At 32.6% G+C, this 24537-nt stretch carries 24 protein-coding genes; 3 read left to right on the top strand and 21 right to left on the bottom strand.

Going from position 1 to position 24537, the window contains the following annotated elements:
• The first annotated feature begins 366 nt into the window (after positions 1 to 366).
• Positions 367 to 906 carry a transposase gene (locus WAF17_RS21275; RefSeq protein WP_338764219.1) on the top strand — a complete coding sequence of 180 codons (540 nt, stop codon included), beginning with the start codon at positions 367 to 369 and terminating at the stop codon, positions 904 to 906.
• Positions 907 to 1032: 126 nt separating this feature from the next.
• On the opposite strand, the gene WAF17_RS21270 is transcribed toward WAF17_RS21275, so the two are convergent.
• From WAF17_RS21270 to WAF17_RS21245, 6 genes are all read right to left on the bottom strand, one after another.
• Positions 1033 to 1563 (bottom strand): hypothetical protein, encoded by a 531-nt coding sequence (locus WAF17_RS21270; protein WP_338764217.1) that lies wholly within the window; start codon positions 1561 to 1563, stop codon positions 1033 to 1035.
• A 151-nt stretch (positions 1564 to 1714) separates the two neighbouring features.
• Positions 1715 to 2149: a hypothetical protein gene (locus WAF17_RS21265; RefSeq protein ID WP_338764215.1), complete on the bottom strand. Its 435-nt coding sequence runs from the start codon at positions 2147 to 2149 to the stop codon at positions 1715 to 1717.
• Positions 2150 to 2260: 111 nt separating this feature from the next.
• Positions 2261 to 5185, bottom strand: a complete 2925-nt coding sequence (gene gcvP, locus WAF17_RS21260; RefSeq protein ID WP_338764213.1) for an aminomethyl-transferring glycine dehydrogenase — start codon at positions 5183 to 5185, stop codon at positions 2261 to 2263.
• A gap of 296 nt (positions 5186 to 5481) precedes the next feature.
• Positions 5482 to 6222 (bottom strand): isoprenylcysteine carboxylmethyltransferase family protein, encoded by a 741-nt coding sequence (locus tag WAF17_RS21255; RefSeq protein ID WP_338764211.1) that lies wholly within the window; start codon positions 6220 to 6222, stop codon positions 5482 to 5484.
• A 78-nt stretch (positions 6223 to 6300) separates the two neighbouring features.
• Complete coding sequence (locus tag WAF17_RS21250) at positions 6301 to 7344, bottom strand: GSCFA domain-containing protein (protein ID WP_338764209.1); 1044 nt, start codon at positions 7342 to 7344, stop codon at positions 6301 to 6303.
• Between the two features lie 265 nt (positions 7345 to 7609).
• Positions 7610 to 10462, bottom strand: coding sequence for a T9SS type A sorting domain-containing protein (locus WAF17_RS21245; RefSeq protein WP_338764206.1), 2853 nt, complete (start codon positions 10460 to 10462; stop codon positions 7610 to 7612).
• 259 nt (positions 10463 to 10721) lie between these two features.
• On the opposite strand from WAF17_RS21245, the gene WAF17_RS21240 reads away from it, so the two are divergent.
• On the top strand, positions 10722 to 11279 hold the full coding sequence (locus WAF17_RS21240; protein ID WP_338764202.1) for a hypothetical protein: 558 nt from the start codon (positions 10722 to 10724) through the stop codon (positions 11277 to 11279).
• Between the two features lie 91 nt (positions 11280 to 11370).
• Here WAF17_RS21240 and WAF17_RS21235 read toward each other — a convergent pair whose 3' ends face one another.
• From WAF17_RS21235 to WAF17_RS21225, 3 genes are all read right to left on the bottom strand, one after another.
• The gene (locus tag WAF17_RS21235) at positions 11371 to 12303 is read right to left on the bottom strand and encodes a GYDIA family GHMP kinase (RefSeq protein ID WP_338764200.1); all 933 of its coding nucleotides are present in this window, start codon (positions 12301 to 12303) and stop codon (positions 11371 to 11373) included.
• 218 nt (positions 12304 to 12521) lie between these two features.
• Positions 12522 to 13853 (bottom strand): hydroxymethylglutaryl-CoA reductase, encoded by a 1332-nt coding sequence (locus WAF17_RS21230; protein ID WP_338764198.1) that lies wholly within the window; start codon positions 13851 to 13853, stop codon positions 12522 to 12524.
• Between the two features lie 518 nt (positions 13854 to 14371).
• Positions 14372 to 15535 (bottom strand): acyl-CoA desaturase, encoded by a 1164-nt coding sequence (locus WAF17_RS21225; RefSeq protein ID WP_338764195.1) that lies wholly within the window; start codon positions 15533 to 15535, stop codon positions 14372 to 14374.
• Between the two features lie 437 nt (positions 15536 to 15972).
• Here WAF17_RS21225 and WAF17_RS21220 point away from each other — a divergent pair, with 437 nt between their 5' ends.
• The gene (locus tag WAF17_RS21220) at positions 15973 to 16521 is read left to right on the top strand and encodes a hypothetical protein (RefSeq protein ID WP_338764192.1); all 549 of its coding nucleotides are present in this window, start codon (positions 15973 to 15975) and stop codon (positions 16519 to 16521) included.
• A gap of 122 nt (positions 16522 to 16643) precedes the next feature.
• On the opposite strand, the gene WAF17_RS21215 is transcribed toward WAF17_RS21220, so the two are convergent.
• The 12 genes from WAF17_RS21215 to WAF17_RS21160 all read right to left on the bottom strand — a co-directional run bounded on the left by WAF17_RS21215 (position 16644) and on the right by WAF17_RS21160 (position 24477).
• Complete coding sequence (locus tag WAF17_RS21215) at positions 16644 to 17513, bottom strand: DNA adenine methylase (protein WP_338764189.1); 870 nt, start codon at positions 17511 to 17513, stop codon at positions 16644 to 16646.
• Positions 17514 to 17547: 34 nt separating this feature from the next.
• On the bottom strand, positions 17548 to 17820 hold the full coding sequence (locus tag WAF17_RS21210) for a hypothetical protein (RefSeq protein WP_338764187.1): 273 nt from the start codon (positions 17818 to 17820) through the stop codon (positions 17548 to 17550).
• On the bottom strand, positions 17813 to 18313 hold the full coding sequence (locus tag WAF17_RS21205; RefSeq protein WP_338764184.1) for a hypothetical protein: 501 nt from the start codon (positions 18311 to 18313) through the stop codon (positions 17813 to 17815). Before WAF17_RS21205 ends, WAF17_RS21210 begins: the two co-directional genes overlap by 8 nt.
• Before the next feature lie 7 nt (positions 18314 to 18320).
• Positions 18321 to 18602, bottom strand: coding sequence for a hypothetical protein (locus WAF17_RS21200; RefSeq protein ID WP_338764181.1), 282 nt, complete (start codon positions 18600 to 18602; stop codon positions 18321 to 18323).
• Positions 18599 to 19381, bottom strand: a complete 783-nt coding sequence (locus WAF17_RS21195) for an N-acetylmuramoyl-L-alanine amidase (RefSeq protein ID WP_338764179.1) — start codon at positions 19379 to 19381, stop codon at positions 18599 to 18601. Before WAF17_RS21195 ends, WAF17_RS21200 begins: the two co-directional genes overlap by 4 nt.
• On the bottom strand, positions 19378 to 19755 hold the full coding sequence (locus tag WAF17_RS21190) for a hypothetical protein (protein ID WP_338764176.1): 378 nt from the start codon (positions 19753 to 19755) through the stop codon (positions 19378 to 19380). The genes WAF17_RS21195 and WAF17_RS21190 overlap by 4 nt, the downstream gene beginning before the upstream one ends.
• Complete coding sequence (locus WAF17_RS21185; RefSeq protein WP_338764173.1) at positions 19755 to 20330, bottom strand: hypothetical protein; 576 nt, start codon at positions 20328 to 20330, stop codon at positions 19755 to 19757. The genes WAF17_RS21190 and WAF17_RS21185 overlap by 1 nt, the downstream gene beginning before the upstream one ends.
• Before the next feature lie 2 nt (positions 20331 to 20332).
• Positions 20333 to 20740, bottom strand: coding sequence for a hypothetical protein (locus WAF17_RS21180; protein ID WP_338764170.1), 408 nt, complete (start codon positions 20738 to 20740; stop codon positions 20333 to 20335).
• Entirely contained in the window at positions 20737 to 21291 is a 555-nt protein-coding gene (locus WAF17_RS21175; RefSeq protein WP_338764168.1) for a hypothetical protein, read from the bottom strand. The genes WAF17_RS21180 and WAF17_RS21175 overlap by 4 nt, the downstream gene beginning before the upstream one ends.
• Positions 21292 to 21398: 107 nt before the next feature.
• Positions 21399 to 22142: a hypothetical protein gene (locus WAF17_RS21170; RefSeq protein ID WP_338764165.1), complete on the bottom strand. Its 744-nt coding sequence runs from the start codon at positions 22140 to 22142 to the stop codon at positions 21399 to 21401.
• Between the two features lie 53 nt (positions 22143 to 22195).
• Positions 22196 to 23308, bottom strand: a complete 1113-nt coding sequence (locus WAF17_RS21165; RefSeq protein ID WP_338764162.1) for a hypothetical protein — start codon at positions 23306 to 23308, stop codon at positions 22196 to 22198.
• Positions 23309 to 23400: 92 nt separating this feature from the next.
• Positions 23401 to 24477, bottom strand: a complete 1077-nt coding sequence (locus WAF17_RS21160) for a hypothetical protein (protein ID WP_338764159.1) — start codon at positions 24475 to 24477, stop codon at positions 23401 to 23403.
• Positions 24478 to 24537 lie beyond the last annotated feature (60 nt).

Genomic DNA, 24537 nt, shown 5'->3' with positions numbered 1-24537 from the left:
AATGATTTGATTTCTTCATAGCATACTAATTGAAAACAAACAACATAGATTTTAAAAATGTTCCTACGAAGGAAAAAACTATAAAATACACTATGAAAAATCCTTGTTGGTATCGCTGTGATTAATTACGACACCAATAATTTTGTAAATCCTCGTTGACGGCGAAGTCTCAACGACGGTTTATTTTATCTCCAACCGTCAACGAGCTTAAAAGCGTCGTTGAGGATAAAAAGCTGCAAAAAATAGTTCTTTCTTCCATTACAGAAAAGAAAAAATAACTATATTCGGTTTTACTCTGCCATTTCCGATACCTTTACGACCCTGCCGTTGTCGGTGTCCCCACCGACGACAGAAAACCACAAAATTATGCCCTCATTTCCTACCATGGAGCTTGGAGAAGTTTATTTTCATACAGCCAGTATTTTAAATTGGGAATATTTGCTAAAAATGGATAAATACAAGAAGGTCATTTTAGACAGTTTGAATCATCTATCTAAAAATGGAAAAATAAAAGTATATGGTTTTGTAATAATGCCAAATCATATTCATCTAATTTGGGAAATGATAGAGAAAAATGGAAAGGAAATGCCACATGTGAGCTTTATGAAACATACAGCTCACGAATTTTTGAAAGATTTAAAAACTCATTATCCTCAGGTACTTCCTCGTTTTGCTTCTAATCAGGAAGATAGAAAATATCAATTTTGGCAGCGTAATAGTTTGCCTATTATTCTATATTCCAAAAAAATACTAGAACAAAAATTAGATTATATTCATTATAACCCAACAGCAGGTAAATGGAATTTGGCAACCGATTATGTCGCTTATTACTATTCTTCTGCTAAATTTTATGAAGAAGAAATCAACGATTTTGAGTTTTTGGTAGATTATAGAGAGCGATTTTGATGTGTGGTTATGTTGTCGGTGGTGTTGGTGTTGCTTCACTAAAACGCCAACAACGGTGGAAATACGTAAAGTCAGATAAGGAAAAAACGTATTTTTTTGAAATCTTGAAAATTACAAGAAAAAATCCTAAAAATTAAATTTACGAAAACTAGAATGTACGTCTTTTAGTTCTTTTAAAACTACATTTTTAAGTTGTCCCTTTTTGTCATATCCTAAATTATAAATTGTAGCATTTTCTATATTTTGAGAGTTCTCTATGTATTGTATAAGCTGTTTTTTCTCATTATAAATATAACTCACACTTCTTCCTAAATCTCCAGAACCTGTATTAGAAAATTTTGTAACTCTATTTATTTTTTTGTCTATTGTAATGGATTCTGTTGCGACACATATATACTCTCTACAAGATTTACCTTTTTGAATCAAAATTATAGAACCAGTATCAAATACTGTATCTATTCTATCCCAATATTTTTTGTCGTAAGTTTCATAATCTACAAAGCTATATTTTAGATATTTCAGAGTATCTGATTTCAATAAAGAATCAAAATTATTTACTTCTTCTAAATTTGATTGTTCTGCATTATTCTTATTTGAAACAGAGGTACAAGAGTGAAAAGTAATGAAAATTAGAAGTAGAATTAAAGTTACTTTCATAAATGGGGTAATTACAATGAAATCAATAGAGTTTATTGTAAAAATGCAATTCCTCAAAATAAATTGAAATTGAGTTTTGCATTTTTACAGAGAGTAACAGAAGAAATGGTAAACAACTATTGTAATTTTTGTTGCTTTTCTCCCTTTCTGTCTAGTAAAGATTTTTCTGATGAGTGTCTTTTATCACTCCATTCTTTATTTCTATAACTTTTATTTCATCCTCTAAGTAATATTGTATTTTTGAAAAACCTGTATCTTTAATATTTGACTTAGATACTCTAACCTTTGTAAATCTAGGACTAGAATACCACATCGCATCATCATTATAACTAGCTCCATCACTCTCATCTATAAAAGTAACAGATGCTATAGGAGTATCTAATAGACAAGTATCAGCATATTGTCTAGCGACATCTAAATAAGAATCTAATGAACTATCTCCAATAAATAAATAATGGTTATAATAAACATTAGTTCCTCCAGAACCTTTCACTGTACCCATTCTCTCTAAAAACTTTACTTTATTCTCTGAATTAATACAAGAAGATAAAGAAAGTATAAGTAATATAACGAATGCTCTTTTCATAATAAAGTTATGTTTTTTTATAGAAAGCTAAATTACGTCAGAAAAAACGCAATTCCTCAAAATAAATTGAAAAATTGCGTTTATATATTTATTTGAAATAATAAAATAAAATTACTTCACTTCTGCCAATTCTCTTTCTTCATATTCTTCAACAGGAATACAACTACAAACTAGATTTCTATCGCCATAGGCATCATCTATGCGACTCACCGAAACCCAAAACTTGCGTTCTTTTACCCATTCTAATGGATAAACTGCCTTCTGACGAGAATAAGGGAAATTCCATTCATCTGCCAAAAGTCGTCCTGCTGTGTGAGGAGCATTTTTCATTACGTTATCTGTTGCATCCGAATCTCTGTCTTCAATTTCTTGAATTTCCTTGCGAATCTGAATCATAGCCTGTGCAAAACGGTCTAGTTCTTCTTTCGTTTCACTTTCTGTTGGCTCAACCATCATTGTCCCTGCTACTGGGAAAGAAACTGTCGGAGCGTGGAAACCATAATCCATCAAACGTTTTGCAATATCGACAACTTCAATACCTGCTGTTTTCTTAAACCCTCTACAATCCAAAATAAATTCGTGAGCGCAACGCCCATTTTTACCTACATACAAAATTGGATAATGTTCTTCCAATAAAGATTTGATATAATTGGCATTCAAAATAGCTCTTTCTGTTGCTCTTGTCAGTCCGTCGCCTCCCATCATTGCGATATAGGCATACGAAATAAGCAAAATAGAAGCACTTCCATAAGGAGCTGCCGAAATAGGATGACCTGCACCATTTTCTCCAACCTTTCCACGAATCTCAACTACTGGATGCGATGGCAAGTAAGGAGCTAAATCTTTCACAACACCGATAGGACCCATTCCTGGACCTCCACCACCGTGAGGAATACAAAACGTTTTGTGTAAGTTCAAATGACAAACGTCTGCACCAATATTAGCAGGAGAAGTTAAGCCTACCTGTGCATTCATATTTGCGCCGTCCATATAAACACGACCACCATTTTGATGGATAATATCACAAATTTCTATAATTGCCTCTTCAAAAACTCCGTGTGTAGAAGGATAGGTTACCATCAAACACGATAAATTTTCTTTGTGTTTTTCTACTTTTGCTTTCAAATCTTCTACATCAATATTTCCATTTTCATCGCATTTTGTAATCACTACTTTCATTCCTGCCATAACTGCACTCGCTGGATTTGTTCCGTGAGCCGATGAAGGAATAATAGCAATGTTTCTGTGCGTATCTCCATTACCAACGTGATAACCACGAATAGCCATAAGTCCTGCATATTCACCCTGCGCTCCAGAGTTAGGTTGTAGAGAAACATCATCAAAACCAGTAATCTCACAAAGCCAAGTACGAAGGTTATCTGTCAGTTCTTTGTAGCCTTCTGCTTGTCCGAAAGGAGCAAACGGATGAATCTGTCCAAATTCTGACCACGTAACAGGAATCATCTCTGTTGTGGCATTGAGCTTCATTGTACAAGAACCCAAAGAAATCATAGAATGAACCAATGATAAATCTTTGTTTTCCAAACGCTTCATATAGCGTAACATCTCGTGTTCGGTGTGGTAGAGAGAGAAAACAGGATGTGTCATAAAATCAGACTTTCTAATGACAGCATCTTCCCAATCCAGTTCTATATTTTGAGCAAATTCTGCTATTTCTTCTTTGAAAGAATCTTTGTGGGCTGCTCTTGCAAAAATAGCTGATAAGGTTTCAAGGTCTGCGTATTCTGTGCGTTCTCCAAAAGAAATTCCGATATTTCCGTTTTCAAAATAACGAAGGTTTATTTCATTCTTTTCTGCTAGTTCTTTTATTTTTTGAGCTTGTTTAGTCGTCGTATTTATCTTAATTGTATCAAAATATTGATTATAAACTACCTCATACCCTAATTTCTCAACTACTTTATGCGTAACTTTTGCAAAACCATGTATTCTATGAGCGATATTTTTTAGCCCTTCTGCTCCATGATAAACGCCATACATACTTGCCATTACAGAAAGTAAAACCTGTGCCGTACAGATATTTGAAGTAGCTCTTTCTCTTTTGATATGCTGCTCACGAGTTTGGAGAGCCATACGATAAGCAGGGTTGCCATCAGCATCTTTAGATAGACCAATCACACGACCGGGCATAAAACGCTTATTCTTTTCATGAATAGCAAAAAATGCAGCATGAGGACCACCATAACCCATCGGAACACCCAAACGTTGAGCCGAACCAAAGACTACATCAGCACCCATTTCTCCAGGAGGAGTAAGCATTGTGAGAGCCAAAAGGTCAGAGGCAACAGCTACAGAAACTTCATTTTCTTTTGCAGCAGCAACAAAGGCATTTATATTTTTGATATGACCATCTGTATTTGGATATTGAAGTAAAAGTCCAAATAGATTTTCATCTGTAACATCAAGTTTTGTAATATCTCCAATTTCTAATTCTATTCCCAATGGCTCTGCACGTCCTATTAAAAGAGACAAAGTTTGGGGATGACATTTGTTAGAAACAAAAAACTTCATTGCCTTTTTCTTAGACTTTGGCTTTGTTGCTTCCAATAAGCGCATTGACTCTGCTGCTGCCGTTGCTTCATCTAAAAGTGAGGCATTGGCAATTTCCATTCCTGTAAGGTCAATGACCATTGTCTGGAAATTGATAAGAGCTTCCAAACGTCCTTGTGCAATTTCTGCTTGATAAGGCGTGTAGGCTGTGTACCAAGCTGGATTTTCTAAGATATTTCTTAAAATTACAGTTGGAACAAGCGTTTCATAATATCCCATTCCAATAAAAGAACGAAATACTTTATTTTTGGAAGCAATTTTTTGGAGATTATGAATAAAATCGCTTTCTGTAAGTGCAGAAGGCAAATTTAAAGGTTCTTTGAGACGTATATCAGCAGGAACAGTTTCAGAAATGAGCTGTTCGATAGAAGAAGCATTTACTTTATTGAGCATCTGTTCAATGGAAGTATCAATTTTTCCGTTGTGGCGACTCTCAAAAGTGGTTTGGTTGAAGATATTGATTTTCATTCGTATAGGTTTACTAAAGATGAGCTAGATTAAAAAGACCTAATTATAAAAGACCCAATGAATTAAGAATATAATTTTGAACTATATGAAACTACTGTATCATTCTGAACTCTATTACAAATATCCTTAGAGTAATGTTTGAATCAAAATTAGAGTACAAAAAAGTCAAGTTGTTTTGTTCAAAACAGACCTTTTAACTTAACTTAAACAATTCTATTTTCTATATTTTAAAATAATGTAGAACTATTTTGTTTTGAGACTTCAGCATCAAGTAGTTTTAGTAGAAAATAGAAACATTATCTACCTTTTACATCTAATACTTTAGTAAACTTTTTTAGTATTTTGAGTGTGCCGAATATCAATAAACTCACACCAAAAATAATATACCATTCTTTGGGAAGTCCGTAAGTAAATGTTTGGAAATAATAACGAATCCCTATAAAAACTGTAAAGATTAACATTAAGGCAAAAAAACCATTGTACTCACGTTTTAAAACATTTTTTGTAGAAAATTCTAAATTTGCACCATTAAAATTCGAAAAGCGAGGGATAAAAGGAGGAACATTTTCAGCCCAATCTAAATATTGCTGTCCGAATTTGTTACGTAAAAAATACTCTTCTGCATACATTATACGCTCATAATACAGCCAATACGCCAAAACAAAGCAAGTAATAAACCAAAAATGAGCTGTTAGCATTGCTACGCCAAGCCACATCAAAAAATTACCTACATAAAGTGGGTGTCTGACAGCAGAATAAATCCCGCTTGTATTGAGCGTTTCGGCTACTTGTTCTTTCGTATTTCGTCCAGAAGTTCCTTTTGGTGTGTGTCCTACGGTATAGGCTCGTACAAATTGTCCCAAAAGTCCGACAGCCAAACAAACATATTCGTAGTACGGAAACCACTCTGGAAACGCATTATTATAGGATTGCCAAGCATAAATTGCTAAAGCTACAAAAACAAACGGTACGGGAAGAGTTCCTCTGTGTTTGAATAAAAAATTACCTTCTTTGTCTAATTCTTCTATTAAAGCCATTTATTTGTTTGATGTTTAAGATAGTATTCTATTTTTTTAGTGGTGCAAAGGTAAGTTATTTTATTTAGCTCGTAAAGTCTAAGAAAAATTTGAACCATTATTTTTCAAGAAATCAATTTCATTTTTTATATCAATATTAAATTCTTCTTGTATTTTTTCTATATCAGAAATCAATTTTTGAGTAAAATTTTTATGTGTTTTACGATTTGGAAAGAATGGTTTGTGAGCTAAGGAAGAACGAATTTTTTGCCACTTTTTTAAAAATAACTGTGTTTTACCATCAAAGTAACTTTCAGCAAACTTCGCCCAAATATAATTTATTGCTTGGGCATTTGGATGTAATAAGTCAGCTTCATAAAAACGATAATCACGCAAATCATCTAAAACGAGTTCGTAAGAAGGGAAATAATTTATATTATCAAAATTTTCTATTTCACTCTGACAAATATGATGTGCCAAAACTCGTAAGATAGATTTACTAACATTATTCTCTACCAACCCTTCCTTCAAATGACGAACAGGACTGACTGTAAGTATAACCTGTTTTTCACGCTTACCAAAGCTATTTAATTTTTTGATAAAATGCTCAAATTTTGCTTTTGCTTCTTCTAAGTCAATTAGTTTTTTATTGAATAGAGTTTTTGGTTGTTTATGACAATTTGAAATAGGTATTTTTTTATCAGATTTTTCATTATTTCTCTCAATCAACTCATACATAAAAGCCGTTCCGAAAGTAAGAATAATTGTATCTGCTTGTTCTAAAAAAGCATAAGTTTGTTTTGCTTTTTCTTTTATAACCTGTTTTAATTCTTCTTTATTTTGACTAGCAATTTTGGAATGAAGATGATAATTATAAAAAACCTCATCGTATTGGATATAATAATTCTCTAGGTTTTGTTCTAAAATATTTCCATTTTTATCTTCCATTATCCATTCTAAAAGTTGAATTACGGAGAGAGGATTAAAAATTACACCAAAAGGATTGATTAATGTTTCAAACTTATTATCAATTAGTTTTTGTCCAATATTTTCTGAAAAACAAGAACCCATCGCAACTATTTTGTTCGATAAATTTATTCTTTTTTGTAATGGAATTGGATTTAGTTCGGTTCTGAATTTCATAGTTTCAAAATTATGATTTTACGTAAAAAGAATAGTTTATTTTTCTTCCCAAAAAACTCCATTCCTCCAATATGAAATTGAAAGAATGGAGTTTGAATTATATTAAGAGCTTGTTTAAAATTCTACAAATGGTAAATTTTAGTCTATATCTGCGTTATTTCTTCGTTAAATAGTTCGTATTCTCCTCAAAAATGCCTTGATAAGTCAAAAATTTTCTCATTTTCACTAGTAAAATAAAAATTTAAACAAGCTCTAAATAGAATCATTATTTTACTATAAATCTTTTTGTGATTACACCTTTATCTGTCATAAAACGAATAAAATATAATCCTTTATTAAACCTACTTATATCAATAGTATTTTGCTCTGATAAATATCCCTGCTTAACAGTTGCTCCCAAAATATTAACAATAGAGTATTTGTTCAATGATATTTCAAAAGATTTTATTTCTATAAAATCAGAAGCTGGGTTAGGAAATAATTCTATCGAATAAGAAAATAGGTTATTCTCTTCTGAAGAAAGTATTTTATAACGAGTTGTTATAGGATATATAGCATGAGATATAGAGCTAAACCTCATTCCCTCAGATAGTTCCCAAGTACCGTCTTTGAGTTGAATCCATGCTGTACTTTTATCTATATCTTCATTTGCCTTACCATAAGGAATTGCATATTTCAAATCAGTAGCATACTTTATAGCTACCACAATGAAAAATTCAGAAGGAAGGGCGATAGCTTCTTTCCATTTGAACCTTATAAATCTTTGATTTTCAATTGCCTTTTCGATGTAATCAAAAGGCACGGACATTGAATCTATTATTTGATAAGGTTTTTTATCTATACTATCAACAGACATCAAATATATAGGCAGTGTTCTCTCCCAGTTACCATAACTAGGAACACGTAGATAAGATAATTTCATTTCCACTCCTTGCAAATAATCGCCTTCTTCATTACCTACAAAATATTCTCCTTTTGCTCTATATTTTTCTTGTCCATTTTCATATTCTTGATCTCTCTCTGCTGCGTAAAGCTGTGTATATGTATTCTTTCTTATAGAATAATTTTCCAAGACTTTGATATAATTTGGTTTCAAAAGACTGTCAGTTCCTGATATATTACCTGTTTTTAAGGAAACATCGTATTCTCCTTTTTGAGAATACGTGGCTGTTGGATTTGCTATTGAATCCGTACTGGTACTTGCTCCTTCAAATGTCCAGTCATATGTTTCTGGGTCAGCTTCAGAAATATCAAAGAAGGTAACTTCCTCATATTGATATGCCAAATCAAAACTAGCAACAAAATTAGCCTTTGGCTTTACATAGAATACTGGATTGATTACGTAAGAAGTAGCAAAACCAAGTCCTCCAGAAGAAATTGGTGCTGACAATGGAATCCAAGAGCCGTCTAGTTTTCTTTCCCAAGCTCTATTTTGAGCTATATTACATCTTGCTGATAAGATAATAGAATTGCTATTTGCATTTATACTTATATAAAAATCTTTAGGAACTCGTAAAGGCTCGTCAAAAATAAATGCCTTGTCTCTATTATAAAGAATCCTATTAAAATCACTCGCATCTAGGGTAAAAGATTTTATTAGACTACCTGGGGAAGAGCCTGTACCATCAGCATTTAGAATAGAAATTACAACAGGAGTTACATCACGGCTATTTTTGGAAAATCTAGATAACTTGACTTCAATGCCTTTTAAAAGAGAAGACTCTTGCTCTGTACCGACAAATTCTGCTTTTGGAAGTAAATCCCTTGTTCTAGGAATTTTAAACCTATTTTGAGTTCCTGTTTCTTTTTCAATATATACAGGTTCACTCTCAACAACACATCCTCTTCCATCTATAACTAATGATTTGAACCATTGAACATTTTCTTTTTCGGTATAATATATCAACCTAGAACCACTTACCATGGTTTTTTCGCTTTTATAAATACTTACTGTTTCCCAATTGCTTGTTTCATCGGGGAGTTCTGTTATTGAATTTGTTGTTGTTCTAAACCAAGTGATACTACTTTTTATTGCTCCACCATCTACACTAGAGGAAACAAACATTTCAAGATTAGGACAATAAGAATCAGATTGTCTGTATATTTTATTTTTAAGTTCAGAGATATTAAATTTTATAGGTATTTCATACGTATCACCTGTACTTGAAGTCATTTTCATAAGGTACTTCTTGTTTGGAGTACATATTGGGTTCAAGTTCAAACTATACCAACTTGTTCCGATGGTTTGTCTTAATGTCGTTTTTCCAACTTGACAGCCATCTTCCAAAAAAATAGCTACATCTAAATCTTTGTTTCTATATCTTTCCTCTAAACGAAAATTAAAAACTCCATTCTCGTCAGTAGAAATATAATATCTTCCACGACCTGGTGTTATATAAACATAAGTACGACCTTGACTAAGATCAAGTCCTGAATTATCAATAGGATAAGTAGGCATACAGACATCTCTGATAACTAAATGTATTTTAGAAACAGTAGCACAGGTTTTATTTTCATTCCAAACGGTAACTTCATAAATTCCTGCATCATCTTCTCGTAATGAAGTTTTGGAAAGAATCTTTTCTTGACCAATAATAATCGGAGAGACTATGGTATCACGTAATTTAGTTTCTATTTTTCGCCACTCATACGTATATTCTGCTCTATCAACAGATAAAATAGGATAAAGATTTACGTTGTCTCCTCTATAAAGCACACACTTATCAGAAGCAATACCTAGAATAACAGCACCAGAACGCACATTTATAGGAACTTCTACTCCTTCACTTCTATTTCCATTCGATATAGCAACAGCATATATTTTAGTAGTGCCAACAGGTAGTGGAAGTTCATTATCTAAAATCAAATCAGCACCATCTTTTGATGTGGCAAATGGTGAGTGTGAGCGTATATCTGAATACATATACCATTCGATACTAGAACCAAAAGTAGGAGAACTAGCCGAAACAACAATTGGACTCCCCTCACAATATACATCTGAGTAAGTTGCTACTGGAGGGCGAGTTTGTCCAAATGATACAGAGAGGAATAAAAATAGGAATAAAAACGTAAATGAGAATCTATGTACTTTACTATGTTGGAGTAATTTTGTTTTCATCTTATAATTTGATTATGATTGCAATAAGACTACAAAATTACATTTTATATTTTGATATTGAAAGTGATGACAACCGATAGAAAACATGGTTTTATGAAAATTTTGGAAGTCGTCGGTGGGACATCGACAACGGCAAAGATGTTTATTTTGATATGAGTTTTGTTTATGCAGAAGAAAATGGAAAATATATTGATACAATGGTCGTTAGAGGAACAACTAGATTGGGTAAAAGAAATGAAGACTAGAAAATTATAAAATTATGAAAAAAATACTATTTCTTATTGTTGCTTTGGGTTCTATGATAACTTGTTTGTTTTATGCTTTTGATAATTCATTCTTTCAAAAAAATGAAATTGAAAAAATAGAAGAACCAAAACATCAGCTTATTTATGATGCTGGTTATGATTTTAGTGAAGACTCTCTCTATTTTTATAGAACTACTTATAATAAAGGAGAAAAGTGGTTTTTTGATAGCGAAAGACTTCGTAAGGGTATTATAAATGACACATTCAAAGTTAACATGGCAGAAGTTGGTGCTTATGTTGGAATAACGACAGATATTTCTATTTATGAAGATTCTATTTGGATAAGTGATGGCGTGTATTATAGCTGTACAGGTGATTCTGATTATAAACTCATCTATGGCAAAGCAATATTAAATCAAAAGCCTAAAGTTCATTCTGACTTATATGTTCATTTTGATATGTTATTCATATCGAAACAAAAAGATGAAAATAGTGATTCTTTATTTATTAAAGGAAATATTAAGCTTGAAGAGCTAGATACAGCACTTTCTCACTTGCTTTATAGAAAATAAAGAAAAAAAGGTAACATCAAAAAACTCTATTCCCTCAAAAATTGAAAGAATAGAGTTTCATAATTTTTAATCCGTAATCCGTAATTAATTTTTACCCTTTTACCATTTCATCGTAAGTCAGAAATGTATCCATTCCTTTTTCTAAGAAATAAGCTTGTGTTTCTTCTTTTGATTTTTGGCTTGTAACGAGTACAAAATCTCCTCCCCACGCACCGAGTGACTTTACTTCGCCCCAATAATCAGAAAAATAAAGTTCTTTTACTCGCTGCATTTTCATGTTCTTAGCGATTATTTCTTCATGTTTGGCAATTAGTTTTTCAAACTCTTCTAACTTTGTGGCTGTTACAATTTTGTGTGTAATGCCTGAAAGCTCTTTTACTAATTTATCTTTCTTACTTTTTATATTTTTTAGCTTTTCATAATAAGAAATTCCTTCGGCAGAGGATTGTTTTTTACCCAAATAGATAAAATAAATATTATCCTTAAAAGGAGGATTGAAATCGACAGGAATTGTACGTGGGATTCCGTCATGTCTTTCATATAAAATTGGTGTTTCAGATTCAGCACAAGCCACATCATAACCTGACCCTCCCATTGTTTTGGCAAGTAAATCAAAAGCATTTATTCCTGCCCATTTTGCAATAGTATGAATAAGTGTTGAGCTACTTCCCAACCCCCAAAGACGAGGAAACTCTAAAAATGTTTCTACCAAAACAGATTCTTTTCCTACCAAAAAATTCTTTGAAATTTTGCGAGTAGTCTGCAATATTTTTTGTAAAACTAATGATTTTTGAGAAACATAGCCTTCTAATGCTTCAAAAGTATCAATATCAAAACGAGCTTCAAACCAAATTTGTCCGTTGCTATCATAGCTTTTCCAATGCAACACACGATGCTCTGAAGGTGCGTAACTAACTTGTAATAATTGTCCTTTTTGGGTAGGAACTGCAAGTGCAATCGCACCATCAAGTACATAATACTCCCCACTGAGGAGTAGTTTTCCATTTCCGTGAAAACGATTCATAAAATAAAAAGAGATTTTGGAAGAGTAAAAAGTTGTTTTTATTAAAAATACTTGTGTGTTGTTGGTTTTTGATAAATTACGACCTGCCAAAGCAGCGAAGCTAACCGATAGCTCGGTGCAGCCAATTACGAATTTATTTTTTTAGAATCAGTTAATTACTTCGAATCTAAACTTTCAAGGTAACTAACTGATTACTGGTAACTACTTACTGATAACTGTTAAGCATGAGTGCGAACTGTCGCTAAAAATTCTCTTACAGCATTAAAAGAAACTGTATTATCTTTAAAATATTCAACGGCTTGTTTTACTTCTTTTTCTGTTGCTTCAAAATTACGCAAGATATTCAAAAGGTGCATTTTCATGTGTCCTTTCTGGATTCCTGTTGTGGTAAGTGATTTGATTGCACCAAAATTTTGAGCCAAGCCCAAAGTAGAAATAATTTGCATGAGTTTTGGCGCAGACGGATTACCAAGCATTTCTAAAGAACGCTTTGAAAGTGGATGAAGCGAAGTAAGTCCTCCAACAGTTCCGACAGCAATCGGCATTTCTAACCAAAATTTGAAAACTCCGTTTTCTATGCTACAATCTGATAGACTTCTGTACTGTCCAGAACGAGAAGCATATGTATGACCACAAGCTTCGACAGCTCTAAAATCATTTCCAGTAGCTAAAACTACGGCATCAATACCATTAAAAATTCCTTTGTTGTGTGTTGTGGCACGATAAACATCATTTTTTGCTATTTCGATAGCCTTATGAAATTTGAATGCAAATGTTTTGGCATCTAGTCCATCGATTAGACCATCTTTTCCTCCTAGCTCTTCAATTGGACACTCTACCCACGTTTTGACTAAGCATTCAGGCGTATAATTAGAAAGAATACACATAATTATTGTAGCATCTCTCTCTTCATCGTTAAACATTTCTTTTGAGGCGACCCAATTTTGAAGTGTTTTGGCAAATTGCTCCAAGCAAGAATTGATAAAGTTTGCACCCATCGCATCACAGGTATTAAAAGTAGCTTTTATTTGATAATAATTATCATCCAAATGGCGCATATCCAAAAGCTCAATATCCAAAATTCCACCTCCACGCTGACGCATACTTTTGGTAATATCAGCTGTATCTTTTAGCATTTGCTCTTTTGCTTCATCAAAAACACAATACATTTTATTATAATCGCCCTTCCAAAGAAAATGAACTTGCCCTATTTTTTTTGTAGAAATAATTTCAGAACGAAAACCTCCTCGTGATTGCCAAAATTTAGCTGCCTTAGAAGCTGCTGCCACTACCGAACTCTCCTCAATTGTCATCGGAACAGCAAACGTTTCGCCATTCAAAATAACATTTGGAACTACACCAAAAGGCATATAATAGTTAGTCAGTGTATTTTCGCTAAACTCATCAAAGACTTTTTGCTTGTGTGGGTCAGTGTGCCAAAAGCTACTAAACTCGTTGAGCAGTTCGTCTGAAGAGTTACCTAATTGCTCGGCAATCCATTTAATTTTTTCTTCTTTTGAGAGTTTCGAAAATCCTGAAATTAATTCCATATTCGTTTTTTTATGTAAAAATCTGTCTTTACTATAAACATATAAAAACAGTAATCAGCAATAAGATGTATGATAATAGACACAAAATACGGCTTACTAACCTTGATAATAAAAATATGTTTTAAATATTTTTATGCAAAACTACTACTAATTTTCTTATTATGAGCAAATTGAAGTAATTAATTGCATCTACCTTCTATTATACTTTCAAAAGTTTCAAAAAGTTTTGAAAATTTAAAAATAATTCATGAAAAATAAGGTTTTTGGATGTTGCTGGTGTCGCTATCGCTAAAACATTAACAACGGCGTTTTCTTTTTTATAAGAAAAACCTGCATGAAAAAAGGACTTGAAAAATCAAGCCCTTGAATTTTATGTAGAATTTTATACTATTTCTTTAATAAACCCTATCACGGTTTGTATTAAGGTAGTTCAGACATCTTGTCTGAACATAAAAAGTAGTATTTTATGCCATCCAACAGTCTGGAAGACTGTTATACAAAAACAACCATGATAGCCTTTAATGAAAAACAGGTTTTTCTTCTCTACCCATTCTTTTCAAGAAACGAACATGAGAAGCAACTGCTGTCGGAAATTCTGCTGTCAGATATGGATGTCCGTATTCTGCTGCTGTTTCTTTTACGATAGACGAAAGTGCAGGGTAATGAATACTACAAATATTCGGAAACAAATGATGCTCTACTTGTTGGTTTAGTCCACCTGTAATAAATGCCATAAACTTACTTTTTTCTGAAAAATTAGCTGTTGTGTAAAGCTGATGAACTGCCCAAGAATTTTCCATGCTTCCCTCTTCATTAGGCAAAAAGAAATGTGCTTCCTCTACTACGTGTGCCAACATAAAAATAACAGCTAAGAAAAAACCACTTACTGCGTGCATCAATAAAAATCCTAAAATCGTATTTCCCCAGCCGTGTTCTAAAGTAAGGAGAGGAATGATAAGAAATAATGTATAATTGATGAATTTATAGAAAAACAATAAAAAATATTCTTTTTTAGGGTGTTTTGCTCCTGTATAATTTCCTACTTCGTTAGCAAAAAACTTTTTATAATCTTTCATCAAAACCCAAGAAAGCGTACTCAAAGTGTATAAGAAGAAAGAATAAATATGTTGATACCGATGAATAGACCACAGAGGTGCTTCTGAAGACAAACGAACAATCGGAACAGGCGAAATATCTTCATCATGCCCATCTATATTTGTATAAGTGTGATGTGCTTGATTGTGCATTTTTGTCCACATATACGCACTTGCCCCATTAAAATTGAAGGTATGAGAAAGCAAATCATTTACCCATTTGTGTTTTGAATATGCACCGTGAATAGCATCGTGAGCAATATTGACAGAGACCATAGCGATAGAAAAACCAAGAACTGCCCAAAGTAAATAATTAATTTCTACACTAAAATTACCAAAAATAAGAAGACAATACGAACCAATCCACAGTGTGGCATGAAAAAGACTCTTCAAGACCATGGCTGTATTAGCACCTTTTTCAATATTGTTGTCTTTGAAATAACTGTTTACTCTTACATTAAGTGTTTTGAAGAACTCTCTTTGCTCATTATTATCAAAACGAGGAGGTTTTTTAGTTTTAACTTTTTCTTTGATTGTATTTTGAGTTGTCTTGTTCAGACTAGCTTTTTCAGCGATTATATTTTCCATAAATAGAGACTGTAAGGATTTTCTGTAAAGTGAGTTTGTTTTTTTAGTAGTTTTTATACTTTGTTTTACAAGTTGTTTATCCTAATTGTTATGAGACAATAGACGTAATTTTTATTTGGTCTAAATTAATTATAAGGTATAATACACAAATCTAGCCTTAAATTAAAGAACAATCTATGATTTTAATCATATTCTATAAATTTATACAAAAAAAAGGGATAATAACGATATTTTCAAATTAAATTGAAAGTTTGGGTGGTTTTTCAATTTCTAAACTTATGTATTTATTCAAGGTGGTAGAAAATTAAATAGGTTCTGACTGCTTTGTTATTAGGAGTGAAAATATTTTTAAAAAGAAAATGATTTATAACTTGAATCTATAAAACAATAAAACAAAATCAACGTTTTTCTTAAAAAAAGAAATATATCAAAACTATATGAAATACCTATTCACAATTTTCTTATCCTTATTGAGTTTTTTATCTTATTCTCAACAAAACGACAGTTTACTTTATGTAAGATGCCGTAATTTTCAAACTATAAGTGATAGTTCATTGAGTATTACTGTTCTATCTAAAACAGAAGTAAAAATATGGAAAGATACAACACATAAAAACACATTATTTATCGAACCAAAAGAAGAAGGTATTATAAAACTCGCTCTTACTAACTCTGAAAATGATACTGTTCAAGTTATGAATTATAAAGCTGTTTTGCTTCCGTCTCCTACAATTGAATTGAGAGAAAATGGAAAAAACAACTCTAAAAAAATTTCTGTTCATTTATCTCGTAAAAACAACACAATTATAGCACAAAGCAATCCACCTTATAATAACAAAATAGCTTTTTTAATTGGTAAAGAACCAGACTTGTGGTACAGAGCAAATAATTTTTCAGCCTACTTAGAGCGTGAAGGAAAAAAAATAGATTCTGTTCTTTCTGAAAATTCTAGATTAGAAATAGGAAGTTTAATCGAAAAAGTATAAACCGAAAATCAAAAATTAAAGTTTTGTAGATTCAAAAATTAAAGTTTTTGAAAAATCAAATCTACAAAAAAACGAGAGTAAAAATATAATTTACTCTCGTTTTTGTTTGAAATAAAGCAGTGCTAGACAACTGCTATTACATTGCTAGAAAAGTGTAAATAGTCTTTATGAATATCATAGTTTGCTGTCAAAACTTCTGTTTTAACTTTTCTATTTTTGCTCATTGACATTTGTCTTTTAACTTCAATTTGTTGCCAATTATTTCGTTTAGCAAACTCTGCTAACACCTCAGATGGATAGCTACTAAGCAAAAACTTACCTTCTACTTTTTCTAAAATGGATAATAGCTTTTTATAATGTTCTTCTGTATAACCATCATAATGACCTTGATTTGAATTTATATAAGGAGGATCGACATAATGGAAAGAGTCACGAGTATCATATCTTTTTATAATTTTACAAGCATCTTCGTGTTCAATAGTTGTAGTTTCTAGCCTATCAGAAAGTTCTTGAATAAAATTCAATCTCTTATTTTTAACCTTTATAGCACAAGCATTTTTTATACGTTTTTGAAAAGCAAACCCACCCCCTGGCATACTACCATAACTCATAGAGGTAAGAACCCACAATGCCCAAGCTCTATCTAATTTAGAATAATAATCTGAAGTATTATAGATAATATTAGCTTTTTTGTAGCTGAAATTAGAATGTAGAGTTGATTGAACTTTCTCATTTAAAGCGTCAAAATCAGTTTTCAAAACCTCCCAAAAAGTAACAATGTTTTCATTAAGGTCATTGATAGCCTCAATTTTAGCAGGTTCTTTCGCCCAAAAAACAGCAGCCCCACCTGAGAATGCTTCTGTATAACATAAGTGTTTTGGTATCAATGGCAGAATATATTTAAGCATCTGCTGTTTTCCTCCATAGTAAGAAATAGGAGTTTTGATACGTACTTTTCTCTTAACTTTAGCCTTTTGCAAAGTCGTTTCCATAAAAAATTAGAATAAATAAATTTAGTGATATCTTCTATATACGAACATAGACACTAAATGTAAATATTCCAATACTTGCGCCTTGTGCATCATACACATTTACGATAAAATAACTGTCTTCGTTGAAATTTGAAGCAGATATTTTTATAGGCTGATTTTCTTGAATTTCTATCTTTCTAACTATCAATCTTTTATTAAATTTTGCACGAAATTTATACTCACCAGTAACAGGTGCATTAATATCTACTCCATTTTCATCTTTCAAAACTATCTCATCACAATGAGAAAAACAGCCTAAATTAATCATTACAAGGATTGCATTTTATTGTGATACATTCTAAATTTTTATTTCTTACTATTTTCATTGAGAAATCAAGATAAGCTAATGAAACTTCACTTCTTTGTTCTTTTGTTTTGCGTCCAGTTTCTGCTTTAAAGACTACTTGTTTATTGAGTTCCACAACAGTGTTTTCAAGCAAATTCAACTCTCTTTTGAGATATGCTTCTATATAGAAAATAATCTCATCAATGTTTGCACAATTAGGCAAACAAATAACCAAACGTAATGGATAAATCTCAAATATTTTATCTACTTTGATATTACCGTTGAGTCGCACATAGCAATAATTACCCATATTATCAGCAACACCTTCACATTCTGTATCATTCATATATCGTAAATATAAATGACCTTCAGGAGTTTCATACTTTATCAAAATCGCATTGATATTATCAAAAACAATCTCTTGAGGAAGATTGTCAAGTGCATTTTGTATTTTTTTTTGTGCGATATTTAACATATAAGGGTTATTTTATAACTTCACAATTTCTTAGGTTAAATGAGTTTACATTATTAACTCCTTCTAAGTCGTCAAAAACATATCCTTCTAAATCAGCAAAATATGCTTCAAGTTGCCCAAAACAAAAAAGCAACTTTCCAACACGTCCATCTGGCAATAATAATTTTGATGACTGGTAAAAGATTGGATTGCCATTTTTGTCATTATGTAGAGAATATAAACTGTAAGTTAGTTCTTCCATTTTCTCATAATGTAATGTTTTTTCTAAACCATTTTTGTAAGGTATCATATCACTAAGTTTTCTTGTCCCCAAATTACAGCTTCTAACTTAGGCTGTATTAATTTATCTTGAAATGTAGAATCCATCAAAAGCAAAGCATCTTTCAGATAATCGAAAAACATATTTTCCGACAGTACAAAAGGCATTGCAGTTCGTGTGAGTATAGTAAACTTAGCCTCCCAATCCCAATCTCCATCACTCCACTTATCACTTTTCATTTTTACTTTATAAGACTCTTCTATGCTATCTCTAGTACGAAGATAGAGTTCGTCAGCAAGTCTATCAGATTCAGTTTGTCTTGGGCTTGTAAATACGCACCAACCAGTAGCTTTATGATTTTGTGAAGCATTAGAATGAATACTTTCGCCAAATCCCTTTTGCTTTGTTCGGTGATGCACATTAGCAATAGAGGCTCTTTGAACTAATCCATAATCTAAATACTCGTGATAAGTCTTTACATAAGAAATACCATTTTCTTTTAATTTCTGAATGAGCTTTTCTGCCAAAATACGATTACCAACTCCCTCAAAATAGGTATCAGTTTGATTATGAAACTGCCTAGTTCCTTTGTGTGTAAACTGCTTACCTCCAACAATACACTCATATTTTTGAGTGTTTGGATTGATAGCTCCGTGACCTGCATCCACAAATACACAATACTTTGAATCTGGCTTTGGGTAATGAGTATCTTTAGTTTCTTGATTGAGATTACTAAGGATTTGCTCTAGCTTTTGCAAATAACCTCTTGCCTCATCAACTTGCTCTTCTAAAATGATAAGGTTTTTCATAAACTAAATTTTCTAGTAAAAAATGAAGAAATAGAAGACTGGCAAATAAACCAAACAAATATCCAATACCATCTTACTTCAACAAAGAAACCTCCCCAAAGAGTAAGCAAAAAGATAAATAGATTTACATAGAAATTGAAACATACTATACAAGTCAAGATTGACCAAATATTTAATCCTACGCCTTCATTTTTATCTTCTTGATAATTATACTTTGTATATATCCAAACACCTAGTTTTGAAAAAATACGGTCAATTGCAATTCCATCTCCGTCAATTCCTAAACAAAAATGAATGAAGCGTGTAAGACTTGAACTTGCAAAAGCAAAGAACAAAATCATCAAGGCATAAGGTAAAAAATAGACTACTAGCATTATTGAAATATTTGTTTAAATAGTTTTTGAACTTCTTTATTTATTGTTCTGAAATACAGTTGCTTTTCCTTATTGGATAAGCTAAAAATATCTTTTCCGAATCGCTTTTCATTCCCTTCAGCTTTTCGCTTTTCCTCTTCTCCTACGATTCCAATTACATTTGCATCGCCATTTTTTCCAACTTTGATACTTAAAAATAAATCACCTGTTAGATACAGATTTACTTTGTTAGACTGACGACCAGTTTTGTCTTTAAATTCTTTGTAGCCTTTAGGAAAATACATTGTTGATTTAGTTTCCTTAGCTTTCTTTGGTTTTCCTTTTGGCTTTCCTATTCGTTTCAGACCAGAGTTTGATACTCCATCAACAGGAATGCTTATCCAAATTTCTTTTGTGTCGTACTTTCCTATTTTACTTCCATCAGTTGCCTTACCTTTCTCAAAAATTCTCTCCAAAAGACTTGCTAGTACAGCATTAGCAGCTATGATTGTTATCCTTTCTTTATTCTGAAAAATCAATTCTCTAAACTGCCCAAACAACCTTGCTAAATCTAAAGCTGAATCAATATTTTTCATTTCTAAACAATTCTTGCAGTAGCAATTACATATTTACCGTTTTTAGTCAGCCTGCTTTTCCAAGCTAATTCTACAGGCTTTCCTTCTGAATTGAGATAATGATTCTTAAAGTCATAATCTCCGTGAATTTCTTTTTTTGGCTCACTTGTTTCTATTCCTATAAACAGATTCCAAGTACGTTCCTTATCTTGTTCTGCAACGAACTGAATAAATGGATAACCTACCATCAGGCGATTGTCAATTTTGAGTTTGCCTTTCCATTCATCGGATGCTGCCATTATCTCTCCTGTACCTACACGAACAGCAATAGCCAAATCAGGCAGATTGTCAAAATTAACAACACGACGAATTTCAGCTTCATTCAAAAGCCTTCTTGTTTCTAGTTCTATCTTGTCAAATTCTTCCTTCATCTTGCTTGTAATTTTTGATTAATTCTCATTTCCATGTCGTGCATCATTTTACCTAGTTGCTCACGTTCTTCTTCTTGAAAACGCCTTTGCTCTTCCAAAATATTTTTGATAATTTCTTGAGACTTTTGCATCATTTCAGAAGCCTTGGTGTATGAGTTTATAAGATCAACATCTTTACTTTTTCTATCTTCTCTATCATTATCACTTCCAACTCTAGAATCATTGATAATAATTTCAATTTGCTTAGTATGCTCAGATGCTATTTTAGCAAAACTTTCTTTAAATGAATCTGTAACAGACTTTACAATAGCTTGCTTTGAATCGATGATAGATAAAACTTGTTCTTCCTTTACTTTTAGAGTAGCTTGATATTCTTCTCTAGTGTCGTTTACATTTTTAATAAAAATGTCAAAAAACTTCTCAAAGAACTTTTTGGCAAACCAAAACATAACAAGAAGTATCACTACAGATACTAGCCCATCCAAAATCTTCTCGCTAACCATATTCCAAATACCAACTTCTGGAGCTACATTAGCAATAGTGTTTTCCAATAAAATAAATAGTAAATTAACAACCACAGCCTTTACTTTTTTTAGAGTTAGAATTTTTAATAATTATAGTTTTCGGTTTTCGGATAGTAATTTTGATTCTCTTTCGTTTAAATTGGTGTTGTGCCATTGTGTGTTTTGCTTCTATGATGTCTTAAAACCACATAAGAAATATCGTAAATCATAAGTGGGTTGTTAGACAATACTTTTACCACTCCACCGTTCGGAACAAACGTAGAACCACAAAACCCATTTACAACAAATGTAACAGGTTGCTCTTCATTAGTTTCTTTTGGAAGAACAAATACTTGAGGGAAAATAATCCCTAATGCGCCACCTATATCTATTCCTAATCTAATCCAAGAATTATTTACAGAAGTTTTTACATTAAGATTGATATTCAAGTCTATAGTATCTCCTTCATTTTTAGGAGTGATTTTAGTACCATCATAAAAACTGCTTACATCGTTTGGCAAATTAGCCTCATTTGTAGTTGAAGCATTGTTAGGTAAATTAATCAATGTATTTGCTGCCAACGAGAAGGGAGCAGCTTCTACATATTGTCCATCGGCATAAAAACCAAACCCCGTATCATTCATAATATTTGAAGTTGCTTGTCCTGTAATTGATAAAATAAAATCTTCAATCGTAGCAAAAGTATTACCCTGCTCATCTTGAAAATCTGACAAAGGTAAAAATGAAGTATAAGCTCTATCGTCATTTGCATTCGCAACTGCTATTTCGCCATCTTTAAAGCGAAACTCCACACTATCTTGAGGAATGATTTTAGTAGTAATATCATTCTCTAAGATTTGCCAAAATTCGCTACCTATTTTTCTTACCTTTGTCGCCATTTTTTGATTTATAAAGTATTGTTAAATAGTTTTAATAAGCTGCTAGACTAATGCTAGACGATGATAGTGCCTCTTTTTACACCTGTACTACACGCAAAGCAATTTTTATCTTGTTGAGAAAGTAAAGACTTCAAATGAACAATTTTACGATTCAAAAGGCTATAATATTTACTTGAAATATGCTTACCAAAAGCCTCCAAATCTTCTTGAGCATTTTGAGCAAAGAAATTCATTCTATCAGTAAGCGCAGCATCTTGAATGAGATACATTACTGCCCTATAACGAGCCACATAAGCAAGTTCATTGAGCATAAAACATTTCACTCGTTCCATATCACACGCTACAGCCACATCTGCTGACACTCCATAACCTCCCCTAATTTTCAGACCATTGTAAACATCTAAAACATTTACACTACCTCCTCCACAGGAAGTACAACCTGTTGATGGTAAATAGGCTTGTGATACATCTGTACTTGTTTGGTCAAAGGCGATTTCAACTTTATATGAATTTGTATCAAAATTGAGATTATGAAATGAATAGGTTTCATTGGCTACTAAATTTGGTAAGGTTAGAGAACTAACAGGAATAGAAGTTCCTTCTTCGTCGATAACTGTATCTACTGTATTGCCTGTCTTGGCTTCAACTTCTAAAATTCGACTATCAGCAGTTAGCAAAAACTCTTTTTCATTTGTGATGATTAAAATTTGTGCATCATCTAAATTTGATAAAGTTTTGACATACAAATTTTGTATTCGTATTTCACTAAACTGATACTTTTGAGGGTGTTGAATTTCAAAACTAATTCCTCTGACTTGGTCAGCTTCTGCTGTTACCTGCCTTGATGTAAATTTATTCTGAAAATAAAGTTCGGTATAGTTTCGTGAAATTACTGAGCCTGTATCATTATTGATAGCATCCTCAAGTGTAAGTTCAAATCCTTGCTTGATTGCTTTTCGCATCAGCTCCAAACCTGTTGAATTAGAAGCAACATTTGATACTTTCTTCAAATCCAAACCTTCTACATCGTCAAGATAAATTTTGTAAGAAACTTCATCTGAACAATCGGCACGAACACCGAGCAACTTTTGATTATCTAAGCAATCCATAGCGTTTAGGTTGAATGAGAATAATAAAATGAGTGTGAGAAAAATATACTTTTTCATAGTTAGTAAAAAGGGATTTAGAGTAAATAATAGTAAAGAAGTAGCCAGTTTGCCTTTTGCTTATGGCTACTTCACTTGCAAGGTTTCTATTTCTAAGCTGCCGTTGCAATCCAACGCTCAAGGAAGTTCACTCCGTTTAGAGCATCAGTTCCTTTGAAAATATCAGTAGGATAATTCCATACATCAAACCATTTTTTCAAGGTTACGTGCATACCAGCCGTGCTATCTTGGCAGTCAGAGTATCTGATAAATACATCAAATACATGACGAGTACCATTTACGTTGATAGCAATAGTATCATTGATAGCATCATCACGCATTGTTCTGAAATCTCCACGGTTCTGATACCAATGAAGCATTTGGAAAGCCCCTGGTTCCCACACTAAAGCATTGTCTGTAACTGTACCAGTTCCGTCAATTACACTATCCAAGGTAGCATCTCCAAAGAAGGCAAAGCGATTATCGAAAGGCTGCAAATCGACACGCTGCCCAAAATCATTCACTTGACCATAACCAAGTACATTTGCGTAAGATTCTGCAAGTCCATCACCTACCATCATCAATTTACCTCCACTTTGAATTTTTCTAAACTCTCTACGGATAGATTCCTGCCAAGCAATGTTTGCTTTATAATCTGCACCTGATGAAAATGCTTGAGCTGTAAGGGCTGCTGTTGTTCCTGCACTTGTGTTTCCTCTTACAGCTTCATAAAGAGCAATCATTCTCTTATTCAAGTCTGTCACAAGTTTAACAGCTTCCATCTCCAACTCCATTTCAAAATGCTGTCTTGCAGTTTCGTCAAAGTTTCTAACTTTGTTATCTGCGATTTTGAACTGACGAGAAACATAACGAGTTACCTCTTGCTCAGTTTGTAAAAACTCATTTGTACGAGCAGGATTACAGTAATTCAACTCTGCATCCGTTTCATCTAATGTGTCAGCATCTACTCCACGAGTATGATACTTGAACATTGCAATTTTTTTCTTTGAGTCTCCAGCACCTCCAGTAAGAGCGTTAAAATCTTGCTGAAAACCTCCTTTGTTTTCGCTCCCAACTACAGCGTCAATCATTCCAATTTGAGGCGCACGAGTTGCGTTCTTTTTAAGAAGTGTAGCAACACCTCCATTTGTAGGAGCATATCTCTGCCAAAAGTCTGTTAATGCAGGCATAATTATAAAAGTTTTAAGATTCGTTTAATCAGAAAACCGAGACATATCGGGCGTGCAAAA

Source organism: Bernardetia sp. ABR2-2B, from assembly GCF_037126435.1.
GTDB lineage: Bacteria > Bacteroidota > Bacteroidia > Cytophagales > Bernardetiaceae > Bernardetia.
The sequence above is the reverse complement of the archived record's forward strand: the minus strand, read 5'-3'. Positions and strand labels throughout refer to the sequence as shown.